Origin of the sequence: Micromonospora lutea, from assembly GCF_016863535.1 — a bacterium.
Taxonomy (GTDB): Bacteria; Actinomycetota; Actinomycetes; order Mycobacteriales; family Micromonosporaceae; genus Micromonospora; species Micromonospora lutea.
The window spans coordinates 40,688-54,126 of sequence record NZ_BOPB01000018.1 but is presented as its reverse complement, the minus strand read 5'-3'; the positions used below and the strand labels follow the sequence as shown (position 1 = coordinate 54,126).

Genomic DNA, 13,439 nt, shown 5'->3' with positions numbered 1-13,439 from the left:
CATGCCGAATCTGCGATCCAGGCCCAGCGCACTGGCCGGGCGTAGCGACAGGCTGCGTCGCATGAGAATCAGTGGCGCGAGGGGGTTGCGATCCTCGCCCGGCGCGGTGGCCGGGCGCAGCCAGTGCAGGGCATCCGCATCTGCCTGCGCATGGACGAGGTTGCGTTCCTCGCCCGGCGCGGTGGTCGGGCGCAGCTCGCCGCGTGCCAGGCCAACAACAACACCGTCGCGCAGATGTTGCGATCCTCGCCCGGCGCGGTGGCCGGGCGCAGCGCCAGGTGCCGGGTGCGCCGTCCGGGTCGTACGGTACGTCGTTGCGATCCTCGCCCGGCGCGTTGGCCGGGCGCAGCTTCGGCTTGAGGGTGTACCGCGATCCGTTGTTGGGGTTGCGATCCTCGCCCGGCGCGGTGGCCGGGCGCAGCGACGGTGAGACGCTCGGGATAGCGGTAGGCGAGGGACTTGTTGCGATCCTCGCCCGGCGCGGTGGCCGGGCGCAGCCCCCGCCGACGATCCAGATGTAGGCCGTCTGCCCGCAGTTGCGATCCTCGCCCGGCGCGGTGGCCGGGCGCAGCGCCACGGCGAAGCTCCAAGCCGTCACCGGGTTGGGCTGGTTGCGATCCTCGCCCGGCGCGGTGGCCGGGCGCAGTTGGCGTGGCTCGACCGCGAGACGATCGAGCGGTGCCTCGTTGCGATCCTCGCCCGGCGCGGTGGCCGGGCGCAGCCGCAAGCCGAGACTCGGCCTTGCCCTGGACCACCGCGTTGCGATCCTCGCCCGGCGCGGTGGCCGGGCGCAGCGCCGTCACCTGCACCACCTCGCCGCCGACCTGCGCGTAGTTGCGATCCTCGCCCGGCGCGGTGGCCGGGCGCAGCCCGGAGGCGGCCCCGTCGTGACATGCCTGCCCCGCGTTGCGATCCTCGCCCGGCGCGGTGGCCGGGCGCAGCCTGACCCCGGGAAGTAGTTCGGGCCGGGCAGGTGGGCGTTGCGATCCTCGCCCGGCGCGGTGGCCGGGCGCAGCTCGGATCCTCCGACCGCAAATACGCGGTGGTGTGGTGGGAAGTTGCGATCCTCGCCCGGCGCGGTGGCCGGGCGCAGCACGATACCGCCCGAGCACGGCTGGTGCGGCATGGACCGTTGCGATCCTCGCCCGGCGCGGTGGCCGGGCGCAGCGCCGAGGTGGTGCCGACGTACGCCACGGTGTACTCGGGGTTGCGATCCTCGCCCGGCGCGGTGGCCGGGCGCAGCCCAGGAGGCCCATCGAGTTTGACCACTGCGCGACGTGGTTGCGATCCTCGCCCGGCGCGGTGGCCGGGCGCAGCTCGTTCCACTCGACGTCGCCGTCTTCCGGGTCAAGCGAGTTGCGATCCTCGCCCGGCGCGGTGGCCGGGCGCAGCGGTGGTCGCGTAGCAGCGGCGCGGGCAGGGTGTAGTTGCGATCCTCGCCCGGCGCGGTGGCCGGGCGCAGCGGTTCGTGAACAGCGAAAATAGCGATTCGATGACGCCTCGTACAACCATAGGCGGTCCGATTCACCCATCTCATCCATATTTTGCGGTTCGGAACCTCCCGGGGATTCCGAGGTCACTCCAGGTTCCTAGATCAACAGGTGCTCGCGCGGACTTCACGCCTCAGCGGCTGACGTAAGAGGCCCGACCAGAGTCACCAGGGGCGACCTGGCCTCGGGCTTACTGCTCCATTGGTAGCGCCCAACCGTACAGTTGCCTCGAACACTAATCCTCCGTGACCGGGCGACCCGAGTCGAGGCCCTCGTTGTCCTGCTCGAGCCTGTAACCGAGTCTGCGATCGAGCTCTTCCCGGGCATCACCTCCTCTCTCCCGTCGCTGGTGCGTCATCGTCGGCCTGACCAGTTCGGATCGGGGACGCCGAAGATGGCTTGCTGGGCCGCATGGGCGAGGGTGGCCTGGGTGGTGGCAGGTAGTCCGAGCCTGTTCCAGTGGAAGATCACGTGCAACGCGATCACCGCTCGTAGGCCACGGGTGAGGCTGCCCCTCTGCCGTTGGCGATGTAGGGCTGCGCCGGCGTCTCCGAATGCGGTGTGCCAGTCGCCGGTGGTGCGAGGCGTGCCGAGTAGCAGGCGCCGGACGTCTCCCGTAAAGATCCCCCATCTGGGGACCTCGGTTGCGAGGTTGAGGTGTACTGCGCGGTGCTCGACGACTTGTGCCCATACGTCGCCTTGTTCGTTGAGGTCCAGTGCTGCTGCCCGCATCAGGGCGGTGCACAAGATGAGGGAGTGTTCGCGTCGGGTGGTGGGGTGCTGGTGGAGGTAGGTGAGGAGGTGGCGGGTGTCGTGGTGGAACAGCGTGTGGGCGGTGGTCATGGCGTCGTGGCCGCCGAATGCGTGGGTTTCGGGTTCGTAGATGTCGCTGGTCCAGGTGACTCCTTCGGTGAGTAGCCGGCGGGCTTGGTCTCCGCTGTCTGGCCTGAGTGTGGGGAGGTAGCGGATTCGCCAGGCGCCTTTGCGGATGAACCACCAGGAGGTGATCAGGCCGGCGGTCTCGGCGGCGGGAAGCACTCGGCTGAGGTGGGCGACGGCCTGTTTCTCGCGCTCCCGGGCGGTCTGGCCGGGGTAGGTGATGTTGAGTTGGTGCCAGGTGGTGTGGTCCACGGATGGCTCTTTCAGGTGAGGAGGAGACAGGCGTCCCAGGCGGTAGCGGCGGCGGTGACGAGGTCGGCGCCTGTCTTCCCGTCGAGAAGCCCTTCGGGCTCGTGGGGGGTGGGGGTGGCCTGCCGGTGGAGATCGTCGACGATGTCGAGGGGTATGGGGGTGACGGCGTCGGAGGTGATGCGGCGGGCGGTGGCCAGCAGTCCTGCGGTGCCGTGGCACAGGCCTCGGTCGGTGAGTCTCCGGAGTTGTCCGGGGTCGGTGACGCAGGTGGTGAATGCGGTCTCGGCGAGGTGCTGGCGGGTGGTGTCGTGCAGGGCTTGTCCGGTGAGTTGCTGGGCGCGGGCGATGCCGGGGGTGCCGTAGCACCAGGACGGTCGCAGCGGGGTTTGTTGGGCTGGGGTTGCGCGGTGCAGGTCGGTGAGGGTGATGGTTTGCGGCCACCAGATCGTGCCGTCGGTGTGCTGTTGCCAGGTGTCCAGCCATCGGCTGATGCGGTTGATCGCCGTGGTGTGTCCGGCGACGGTGATGCCGTCGCGGAGGGTGAGGGCGAGCAGTGATAGTGGGCCGGTGATGCCGTGGGCCATGCCGAAGTTCGCGTGGCCGCCGGCGGGAGGTGGCTGGCGGTGTTCGGGTGCGTTCCAGCACCACCAGCCGGGTAGCTCGTCTCGCGGTTCGGTGAGTCGGACGAGGTAGTCCAGGACCTGGCGGAGCAGGTCGTGATTGCCGAGCCGGCGTAGAACGACGCCGAGTCCGGTCAGGCCGCGGATGAGGTCGTACTCGGCGTAGTGCGGTTGCTGGTGTTGGTCGAGGCGGTGGTGGGCGGCGTCGAGCCGTCGGAGGGTCACGGTGGCGGTGCCGTGGGCGGTGGCCGCTCGTGCCTGGGCGAGCCCCGGGTGGTCGGTGGTGGCGAGGACGAAGGCGAGCGCGGGAGCGCCGTAGAAGAGGCTGGCTCCCTCGGCGATGCTCAGGCCACCGGCGGTGGCGTGGCGCAGTGCCTCGTACGCTGCTGGCCTGTTGCCGGTTTCCAGGTGCAGCAGGGCGATGCCGGCCGCGCCTTCGGCGAGGGACTGTCCTGCGGTCACGGCTTACGTCCCGCGAGGATGGTGCGGGCGATGGTTCGGGCCAGCCGCAGGCAGTGTCGTTCGGAGGTGGGGTCGACGCCGATCATGCGGGCGTGGTGAAGGTGCAGCAGGTCGCCCAGCACCTCGTCGGGGTCGAGTCCGTCATCGACGACCGACGACCGGTAGGCGGCCAGCGCTGCCGCGAGTCGCTCGTCATGTACCGGCAGCCGGGCATGTTCGAGCTGGGCGGGGTCGAGGCGGGGACCGGTCCGGTGGGCGACGTGGGTGGCGAGCCAGTGCGGTCCGTCGCCTGTGAAGTCGTCGGCGATGGCGATCATCCCGGCGGCGGTGGCGGCTTGTCGGTCGCCGGTGAGCCTGTGCAGGGCGGCGCGGGAGTCGGCGGCGAACACCTGCTCGGCGGCGGCGAGGGTCGCTGCGGCACCGTGGCGGGTTTCGGGGCGGTACGGGTGCAGGCTGTAGTCGTGCACGACGGCGTCGTCGTGTAGGTGCTGTACCCAGCCGGCGAGATGGTGGGCGGTCTCGGCGAACCGGCTGGTGTTCGGAAGTGGGATGCGTAGCCGCAGGTGCGGCTCGGGGCGGGGATACCGCAGGAACCACCAGCCGGCTGGGAGGTGGTCGGCGGGGCGGCGGGCGAGGTCGGTCAGGATGTCGTCGAGCCGACCGTGGAGGTGTGCCTCCAGCCACCGTGACCGTCCAGGCCAGTGCTGAACAGTGGTGGCGGTTCGGGCTGTTCGGGCTTTCCGGGCGGCCGGTGTGGGGTGGGTGAGGGTGAGCAGGAGTTCGGCGGGACGGTCGTCGATCCAGCCCGCGGGCCCTGGAGCCTCGGTGATCACGGTGCGGGGATGCCGGTCGAAATGGTCGCGTAGGACCGTCAGGTGGGCCTGGTCGTCCAGGTCAAGGCGTAGGCGTACGTCGTCGTCGCCGACCAGGATCTGCTGCGGGATGTGCCGCTGGTGGCGGTGCCGCTGCCAGGCGTCACGCCACTGCGGCCACGTGGTGCCCTGAGCGGGAAGCGCGGTGTGGTCGATGGTCCAGCGGGCGGGGTGCACGACGGTGCGTCCACGCCGCAGTCGGGGTAGGAATGGCAGGCCGCTGGCGTGTCCCCAGTCGAACCGGCTGCACGGTGCCGTCCACGCGGTCCAGATCTCGGTCAGGAATCGCATCAGCGGCTGCTGCAGCGTGGGCAGCAGCACGCTGTTGAACAGCAGCGGTTCGACAGGCTGACCGGTGGCCAGTGACACCAGCCACAGGCGGCGTCCGTCGCCGGTCACCGCCAGGTCCTCGAGCGTGTACGGCGGTGTCGGGTGGAAGTCGCCGACAGGAAGGACGGGCAGCAGCTCGGGCGTCCGAGCCACTGCGGTGAGCCCGGCGTCCAGCGGAGGTCCGGAAAGTTGCAGCGGGGCCGCGCCGGACAGGGCGGTCGGCAAATGCCGGTAGACCTGTTGGAATCCAGCGATCTCGGCGGGGGTGAGCAGGTGCAGGAACCGGGCGGCGGCGACGCCGGCATGGCGGGATCCGCTGAGTACCGTCAGGGTGAACGCGCCGCGGTCCAGATCGTGCGGGGTGTCGGCAGCGAGGGTGAACCGCAGTTCGGTGTGCGGGATCGGCGGTCGGTCGTCATTCCCGCGCAGCCGGTCTATCAGTGCGTCGTCGAGCACCACTTCGGCGCAGCCGTCGAGTGCGGCCTGCTGCGCGAGCTGTCCGAGCAGCCGGTCGCGGCTAGTGAACAGCGCTGGGGCGCGGCGAGTGGATGCCCTGTAGCCGGCCGGAAACCCCAGCATGTTCAATACCTCACGGATGGGAACGGCCGCTCCTGGGCCCCATCGCTCGATGAACGCGTTGTGGTACTCGGTCCATCCAGCGGCGTGAGGCGGCGCTACCGCCATGAGCGTGGACGCGGCCTGCTCCGCTTCGTGCAGTACCGGCGGGGGGAGGGTCACGGCGATGTCGGCGCGTAGATCGACAGCGGTCCGGCTGCCCGGATCCGAAATGACGTAGTGGCGGGCGACGTGGGAGGCCGGTTCAGTGGCGGTCATGGGTGGGCGTAGGGCCGACAGCAGCACCCCGGTGTGTACCAGTTCGGCTAGCAGCCGCTCGGCGTCGGCGATGCTGGCGGGTCCGGCGACCGTCGCGGCGAGGTCGGCGAACCTGACCGGAGACCGAGCAACCTGGATCGCCGCCAGGATCGGGCCGGTCAGGCGGACCTCGATGTCCCACCGCCGATCGGCGCTGGCGTGGGCACAGGGCAGCACCCACCTGTCGCCGCGCCGGTATCCCAACGAGTTTGTCACGACGGGGACGGTGCGTAGGGTGGCCAGGTCGTGTTCGGCCCGCGCGGTCTGCTCGGCGATGAACTGGCCGTCGGGGCGGGAGACCGCGCGATGAGCCTCGCCCAGGACGACCATCGCCCGAGTGCCGAACTGGACCGGGGCGACGCCGGCGAATGTGCCGAACGGGGTCGCACGGGTGGTCCAGCGAAGCAGGTATCGGACCGTTGACTGCACCAGGCGCCGCAGTCGCTGCTGAGGCATCGGCTCCCCGCTCAGAGCGTTTTGGATCTGGTCGGCCAGCTGCGGCGCCGCGCAGGAGACGGCAGCCGCGAAGCCGGGCAGCGTCCACGTCTCGTCCAGCCACTCGCGCCACTGATCCGGATGACCGTGGACTATGTCGGGCCAGGCAGGCAGAACGAGGCCCTTGGGGTAGGCGGCGATTCTGATCAGCGCCGCACCAGCTGCGGGAACCATGAGCACCACCGAATCGACGGGCCCGGCGCGCTCGACGCCGGGCCCGATCGTAAGAGGAACGGATGGGTCAGTTGTCGCCGTCGGACTTCGTGGTGCAGGCGTTGGAGCCGGTGTTGCCGGAGCCGCACCCGTCGTTGGTGGAGGTGGCGTAACCGGTCGCGGTCGGGCCGACGTCCACCAGGCTGACGTCCAGGGCGAACTCCGAGTCGTCGGTTTCGTTCACGTGCGTTCCCTTCTATGCGGGGGTGAAGGTGAGGACGAGGCGGCTGTGCCGCTTGTCCAGCACCGTCCCGGCCGGCAGGTCGCCGTCGGGAGTGCCAGCGGGCAGGACGTTCAGCACCGGTGAAGGGCTGCCCGCATACAGCCACGCGCGCATGTGTCCGACCATCCGACCGGCCGCCGCCGTGGCATCGGGTCCGTGCGCACGGGCACCAAGGTCGAACATGTCGTCGTCGGTCCAGCGCAGCGTCGAGCGGTAGCAGAACGCATCGTTGTGGAGGGCGGCCGGTGTACCGAAACGCCATGCCGGAGCGACGACGCCCGCGTCGACGGCCTCCTGCTGAGCTGTGAGAACAACAAACTGCTGTCCCGCATCGATGATGCGGCTCGCCAGCCACATGTCGAGGTCAGCCAAGACGGTACGAGGGGGCAGGCTCACCCCAGCCCATGCCTGTACCGGTGGCTGCGCCAACAGCTCGCCGACCGCGTCTTGGTTGACCTGCTGGTCCTCGTCCAGCCGCAGATGGACACCGTCAGCGATGTCGACGTACCGCACCTCATGCGCGCCGGCACCCTGCATCGACACGAACCCGCACAACCGCTGACTGTGGCTGACCAGCCGATCCCCCGTCCGACGCATCGCCCACGAGCGGGTCATCCCGAACGTCCGCAGCGGTACGACCAGCGTGCCGTTCTCGGCGAGTTGCGCGGTCCAGGCGGGGGAAATGTCCCACGCCCCGACCGTGACGATGATCAGATCGTATGAGCGGCCCGGGTCGAGCGGCCGCTCGGCGTCCGCGCACACCACGGCCACATCGTCGTAACCCGCCGCGGCGAGGCAGGCGGTGGCGCGGTCGGTCACCTCGCGATCGATGTCCACGGTCGTGACCGAACCTGACGGGCCTACCAGCTCCCGCAGCAGCGCGGCGTTGTACCCGCCGGAGCCGATCTCCAGGACGTGCCGGCCCGCCAATCCTCCGTCGATGGCATCGGCTGCCTGCCCGAGCATCTCCGCGATGAGCCACGGCGCCGACACCGAACTGACCGCCTCATCGCCCACACGCTTGGTCACCACAGCCTGGTCGGCCCGATATGCCTCCCGCAGCGCGCTATCCGGTGTGAACAGATGGCGTGGCACGGACCGTAGCACCGCCTCCACCTCAGGCCGCATGATCAGCCCTTTGTCTGCCTGATCAGCGACGAGCTGATCGACCATCGCGGCATGGAGGTCCTCGCCGCTCGCCGTGTCGACACTCATTCGGGTGCTCTCCCTTCCTTGAGGGCCTCCCGATCGGAGGTCCGCCGTTGCACTCTTCTCGGCTCAACACGACGTCAAGCCGCTGGACTCGCCAGTCCCATGGAGGTCAGAAATCGATGTGGTGCCGGTCAGAGTCAGGGCGGATCTGACGAGTAGGCAGCGCCCTGCCTCCACACTGACCCGTTGAGGCGGTGGGGTGAATGCACAACATGCGGACGATGCGGTTGTCCGCATCGGCGACGCGGATGAGCTTGTGCCGCATCTACGCATCTCGCGTGTTCTTGGTTGCGCCGCGCTGAACAACGAGTGACCCTATGTGCGCGACATCCACACTGCTCATCACCGTGGTGGCGTGAGCAGCCTGAGGAGGCGGTGCATGGGTCAAACCCCGCGAATGCTGCAGCCGTCCCTGTCCGAGCGCCACTTCTTCGGCGCCGAGCTGCGTCGGCTGCGGGAGCGGGCCAACCTCTCTCAAGCGCGACTCGGCGCGATGATCCGGTTCAGCGCTGATCTGGTACGCCGAGTCGAGACAGCGGACCGCTTTCCGTCCCGGGAATTCGTGGAAGCCTGCGACAGGACGTTGGCGGCCGAAGGGGCCTTGACTCGTCTGCTACCGCTTCTCGAGGGCAGCCGTGACCGCGCGGGTATACGGACAGATTCCCCGAACGGTCCTACCAACACCGGCACCCTGCTGCCCGCCCAACCGGCACAGGTACCCGGGGTGGCGGACATGGTCGTTCGTGTTCCCTTCCAGCCCGGCGTTCTTGACCGCGCCGCATTGGACTGGCTGAACGCCCCAGCGGGACCCCGTCTGTCCGTGGCCGGCCGAGCCGATTCGCCTGATCAGGTACACGAAGAGGATCTCGACGCCGCTGAGACCGCCCTGGCAATGTTCCGGCAGTTGGATCACACACACGGCGCCGGACAACTCCACGCCCAGGTGCAACGGTACGTCGAACGCGAACTGAACCGGCTACTGACCAGCCCACCCGCCTCGCAAGCGATCGGTCGGCACCTCTACACCCTGGCGGCGGGATTCTTCGAGCTGTGCGGGTACCAGGCGGTCGACACGGGCGCACACGGTCTCGCGCAGCGTCGCTACCTACGCGCACTACGGCTGACACAAGCCGGCGATGACCGTGTCTTCGGCAGCTACCTGCTCGCCGTGAACATCGGCCACCTGGCCTTGCATTGTGGTCACCCCGAGCCAGCGCTACGGATGGCGCTCACGGCAGTGCGAGGAAGTGAGCCGCAGGCGACGCCACGCGTCACCGCCGCCCTGCACGCCGTGGTGGCGCGGGCCTACGCCCGCCTCGGACATGAGAGCGACTGCCTGACCCACCTCGACATCGCAGACAGGCATCTCGCCCGCAGCAAACCCGAGAACGAGCCGTCGTGGATCCGGTACTTCACCCCTGCTTATCTCGCCGACGAGATCGCCCACTGCTTCCACGACCTGGGCCGACCGCAGCAGACCCAGCGGCATCTACAAGAAGCCCTCACCGAGTTGAGCCCCACACACGTCCGGCGACTCGCCATCGACACCGCACTCCTGGCCTCGTCACTGGCTGCCGCCGGCAAGATCGACGAAGCGTGCGCCGCCGCCCGAACGGCGGTGGACCACGCCGCGCGGACCACCTCGCACCGCTGCTTGCAGCGCATTGTTGAGGTACAAGCCGACCTTGAGCCCTACCGATGCGAACCGGAGGTTCGCGAACTCGGCGACTACGTCCGCCAGCAGCTACCGCTGGCAGTCCTGTGAGTCCGGCTGCACAGACGCTGCCGCCGCCATCACCGATCGGTAGTGCGCCAGCTCTGCCTCCAACGCGGTACCCGCCTGGCTGGACGTCGCCACGTAATGGCCGACATCGGGAAGCAGCAGCAACTCATGCCCCACACCGAGAGCTAACAACTCGTCAGCGAGCTTCCGCACGTCCTCGACCACGGCTACCTCGTCAGCCGTGCCATGAATGATCAGAACAGGACGCTGAACAGTGGCGGCACGGACCCGGCCCGCGCCGCCGCGCAGCCGCAGAGCGTGCGCCCGCTGGAACCGAGGCACGGTCTGCGCCCACCGATCTGGATCGACGATCGCAGACACCGCGGTGGCCGCCGCAAACGGACCGTCCTTCGACACCGCGTGTAGTGCCGTGTATCCCCCCGCGCTGGCACCACGGATGAAGACCTGGCCGGGCACCGCCCGCCCCATCTTGAGCAGATGGTTCGCGACAGCCGCGCAGTCATCCACGTCGTAGAAGCCCCACCGGCCGTACAGCGACTCCCGGAAGCTGCGGCCGTACCCCGTGCTGCCCAGATAGTCGACATCGACCACGGCGAAGCCGCGGCTGGTGAAGAACTGCGCCTGCCAGTCCAGACGCAGGAGGCAGGAGGCGGTGGGCCCAGGATGCGCCCGAACGATCAGCGGTGCACGCCAGTCCGCCGCCGAACCCGTCGGGGGATAAACCAGGGCAACGACCTCACGGTCACCGTGGACACCGATCCGTAGTTCCGTCGGTACGGACACCCGCGCCGTGGACAGTTCGGCGTGCTCCGACCTGGCGAGCACTTCCAACCGGGGCTCGTCATCGAGGTGCACCAGCGCGACCTGCGGAGCGGCGGTCGGTGTTGATCCGATCAGCGCCGCTGTCGTACCGTGCGCCGCCAGGTAGGGCTTGATCGACGTGTAGGGAAGATCGACCGGGTGAATGGAGCCGTCAGGTTCGATGACGACGAGGCGGTGCCGCGGCCCTTCCTGCACCACCATGACGATCCGACCATCGGCAAGGAACTCGTACGACGCGTAGCCCAGCTCCCACGGCTCGGCAGCGCACTCGCCCGCGATCGGTGCCACCGCCTCGACCTTGCTGTCGTTCCACCGGTATAAGTTCCACCAACCACTGCGGTCGGATACGAAGTACAAGGCCCCGTCGGGTCCCCACTTCGGCTCCACCGCCGACTCATCCGGACCGCCGGCGAGCCGTACCGGGTTCTCTGGCCTACCGTGCGGTGAGTAGGAAGCGAGCCACACCTCACATGCGTCCCAGGGCATGTTTTGCTCGCCCCAAGCGGTCCAGGCCAACAAACCCTGACCGGGTCGCAGCGCGCCGAAAAACCCGCGGGATTCGGCGAGAGTCCGCATCTGCGGAGCACCGGTAAGCGACACCGCAATGAGCTCGTCACCATGTTCCGATTCCCGCATCGCCAGTAACTCACCGTCGCCGACCGTCAGATCGCCGAAGGCTCCCCGACTGACCAACTCGAGATCGCCACCATTACGGCGGCTCCGGTAAAGCCCGTCTCGGCCGACACACCACAACATGCCGTCGACAACAGCGAACGACCCGCCTCCGTACGCGTGAACGCCGCTGGAGACGTCGAAGTCTTGTGGGCTGACGTCACGCCTGCCGTCGGCGGGCCGCCAGCATGTCACCGTCGTAACCCCGCCAGCGTCGGGGCGAGTCTCCAACCAATAGAACGCACCATCCGCAGCACGCAGCTGGTCATAGCTCACCGAGGCCTTGACCGCGTCCTTCGTCGAGACCTCAGCGATTCTGTCTGCCAGCTTCACGACTCTCCTTGAGCAACTTCCGCGCGTGACAGGGTGACTACGGCTCGCCAACCAGTCTCCGCGACACCACCCCGGCACAGCGGACGCTGCCATGCCACTCTGCCGGCACGACGTCCTCTCAGACCCGGCCGACTCTACGCCTACGGATCTGTCGCTGGCGCTGGATGCGTTGGCCCTCCCCGTCGTGGAATTCACTCTTGGTGGCGATCACGTCGATGCGGACAACAGACGTGTCCGCATCTCTCATATCGACCGAGTCGTCCAAATCGAGCAACCTATTACCTCGGGACCGACAACCTCTACTTCCTATGGGGCCCGTCCCGTCAACACGAGAAGCGGGACGCGGCGCCCGCGCCCCCCAACCGTTCCAATGTGCGGCCGGTCTCCGGGGGACGCTCGAGCTGCGCGTATCTCGAATTGCTGAGAAAGGTGACGGTAGTGCGCGTCAAGTGGTTCCTCCCCGGCGATGAAGAGAGGCCGTTCACACCCTTCGGCATCGACTGCCAGGGGGCTGCAGTGCGCTTCTCCCACCGCGACGGATCCGCGGCCACCCGGTGCAGCGACGCCAACACCACATCGCACGCGGATCTCCCCAGGAACGACCACACGTTGGGAGCGAGACACGATCGGGGGTCCCCAGGCACCGTCCTGCGCCACCGTTCGGAGAGAGGAAGACCTCGGCCGTGAACCGAGTCCCTCCCCCACTCCCCGACGTCGCCCCGGGCACTTTGCTCCAACTTGAAGCCAACGACTGGTCCTACGGCCGTGACCTCACCCCCGGTACCCCCGTGGCCGTCGTCGTCACCGGAGTTCGGGACCTGCCGAACCGCAGCGACGAGTGGATCTGGATCCTCGGCCACCGTCCCGAGTGCGACTACCCGCACGTCGACCGGCACCCGCCATGCATGGAGGTGCGGGTCACCGTCACCGCGCTGCACCGCCAGATCCCCGGGCCATGACCAGCACCGACGACGGCGACCGCCCCGTCGATCGCTTCGAATCGGCGCGCAACACGGTGCTCCAGCACCGCGACGGCGGCACCTGCTTCCACTGCCAGACCGGCGGATGCGGGCAACACGCCTGGGCCATCGAGGAACTCGCCCACCACCCCGGCGGCCTAAAGCTCCTCCGGCAGCTCGGGCTTCCCATCCCCTCTGACGAATCGACCGAGGAAGGTCAGCCGCGGTGAACACCCCACCCTCCGGCGCATCCAACGACCACGCACCCCACCTGTACGAACACCCGGCACCAATAGAACCGGCCCGGCCGGTGCGCGCCGTTGGCAGCGCCGCCGCCCACACCACCACGCGTCTTGCCGACGAATTCTTCTACCTGGCCCACGACGACCAGACCGGACGTCCGCGTCTGTTCGAGTCGGCAACGGCGCACGGCCTGGCCGCCGCACTGCTGGCGGAGCTGTACCGGGAGGGTCGGGTCACCTTCGAAGGCAGCCATGTGCGGGTGATCAACACGGTCCCGCCGAAGGACTGGCTGCAACATCTCGTCCTGGATCGGCTGGTGGCCGAGCCACGTCACACCGCGACCCGAACGTGGTTGGCGTTCCTCGCCACCACCGCCTGCGAGCAGGTGATCACCCGCATGTGGCAGCTCGGGCTACTGCGGCCGGAGCAGGTCGGTCGGCTGTGGCGCCAGCGCACCGTCTACGTCCCCACCGACGTGAACACGGCCGCCTGGTCCTGGGCTCGCCTGTCCTTCCAACTGCGCAACTACCACCCGCTGACCGCCTTCGACCAAACCCTTGCGGGCCTGGCGCTGCATACGCAGCTTGATCCGATCCTGCTCGACGGCACACCCCTTGCTGTCCGTGCGTTCCTGCGTCACCAGGTCGACCAGGTGCACCCGCCGTTGCGCGATCTTCTCGCTGACCTCGGTGCCGTCGTCGGCGGTGCCGTGTTGAGCCACCGCACCTCCTGACTGCGGCCACGT

10 protein-coding genes and 1 CRISPR repeat array are annotated in these 13,439 nt (G+C 68.7%); of the genes, 4 read left to right on the top strand and 6 right to left on the bottom strand.

Annotated elements, in window-relative coordinates; all coding sequences use genetic code 11:
- Window positions 1-84: 84 nt before the first annotated feature.
- Window positions 85-1,463: direct repeats of the CRISPR family, unit length 37 nt; unit sequence GTTGCGATCCTCGCCCGGCGCGGTGGCCGGGCGCAGC.
- Between the two features lie 381 nt (window positions 1,464-1,844).
- The 5 genes from Vlu01_RS17430 to fxlM form a co-directional block, all read right to left on the bottom strand.
- On the bottom strand, window positions 1,845-2,621 hold the full coding sequence (locus tag Vlu01_RS17430; protein ID WP_204000603.1) for a thiopeptide-type bacteriocin biosynthesis protein: 777 nt from the start codon (window positions 2,619-2,621) through the stop codon (window positions 1,845-1,847).
- 11 nt (window positions 2,622-2,632) lie between these two features.
- A complete protein-coding gene (locus Vlu01_RS17425) occupies window positions 2,633-3,703 on the bottom strand; it encodes a lanthionine synthetase C family protein (RefSeq protein WP_204000599.1) in 1,071 nt (356 codons plus the stop codon).
- Complete coding sequence (locus tag Vlu01_RS17420; RefSeq protein ID WP_204000596.1) at window positions 3,700-6,447, bottom strand: lantibiotic dehydratase; 2,748 nt, start codon at window positions 6,445-6,447, stop codon at window positions 3,700-3,702. The genes Vlu01_RS17425 and Vlu01_RS17420 overlap by 4 nt, the downstream gene beginning before the upstream one ends.
- Window positions 6,448-6,514: 67 nt before the next feature.
- Window positions 6,515-6,670 (bottom strand): FxLD family lanthipeptide, encoded by a 156-nt coding sequence (fxlA, locus tag Vlu01_RS17415; RefSeq protein WP_204000593.1) that lies wholly within the window; start codon window positions 6,668-6,670, stop codon window positions 6,515-6,517.
- 12 nt (window positions 6,671-6,682) lie between these two features.
- Window positions 6,683-7,924 carry a methyltransferase, FxLD system gene (fxlM, locus tag Vlu01_RS17410; protein ID WP_204000590.1) on the bottom strand — a complete coding sequence of 414 codons (1,242 nt, stop codon included), beginning with the start codon at window positions 7,922-7,924 and terminating at the stop codon, window positions 6,683-6,685.
- A 376-nt stretch (window positions 7,925-8,300) separates the two neighbouring features.
- On the opposite strand from fxlM, the gene Vlu01_RS17405 reads away from it, so the two are divergent.
- Window positions 8,301-9,686: a helix-turn-helix domain-containing protein gene (locus Vlu01_RS17405; RefSeq protein ID WP_204000587.1), complete on the top strand. Its 1,386-nt coding sequence runs from the start codon at window positions 8,301-8,303 to the stop codon at window positions 9,684-9,686.
- Here Vlu01_RS17405 and Vlu01_RS27605 read toward each other — a convergent pair.
- Window positions 9,666-11,492 carry a S9 family peptidase gene (locus tag Vlu01_RS27605; RefSeq protein WP_239095957.1) on the bottom strand — a complete coding sequence of 609 codons (1,827 nt, stop codon included), beginning with the start codon at window positions 11,490-11,492 and terminating at the stop codon, window positions 9,666-9,668. The two genes, Vlu01_RS17405 and Vlu01_RS27605, sit on opposite strands and share 21 nt — an antisense overlap.
- A gap of 683 nt (window positions 11,493-12,175) precedes the next feature.
- On the opposite strand from Vlu01_RS27605, the gene Vlu01_RS17395 reads away from it, so the two are divergent.
- The 3 genes from Vlu01_RS17395 to Vlu01_RS17385 are packed head-to-tail and all read left to right on the top strand — an operon-like array spanning window position 12,176 to window position 13,427.
- Entirely contained in the window at window positions 12,176-12,451 is a 276-nt protein-coding gene (locus Vlu01_RS17395) for a hypothetical protein (RefSeq protein WP_204000584.1), read from the top strand.
- The gene (locus tag Vlu01_RS17390) at window positions 12,448-12,681 is read left to right on the top strand and encodes a hypothetical protein (RefSeq protein WP_204000581.1); all 234 of its coding nucleotides are present in this window, start codon (window positions 12,448-12,450) and stop codon (window positions 12,679-12,681) included. The genes Vlu01_RS17395 and Vlu01_RS17390 overlap by 4 nt, the downstream gene beginning before the upstream one ends.
- A complete protein-coding gene (locus Vlu01_RS17385; protein ID WP_204000578.1) occupies window positions 12,678-13,427 on the top strand; it encodes a GOLPH3/VPS74 family protein in 750 nt (249 codons plus the stop codon). Before Vlu01_RS17390 ends, Vlu01_RS17385 begins: the two co-directional genes overlap by 4 nt.
- Window positions 13,428-13,439 lie beyond the last annotated feature (12 nt).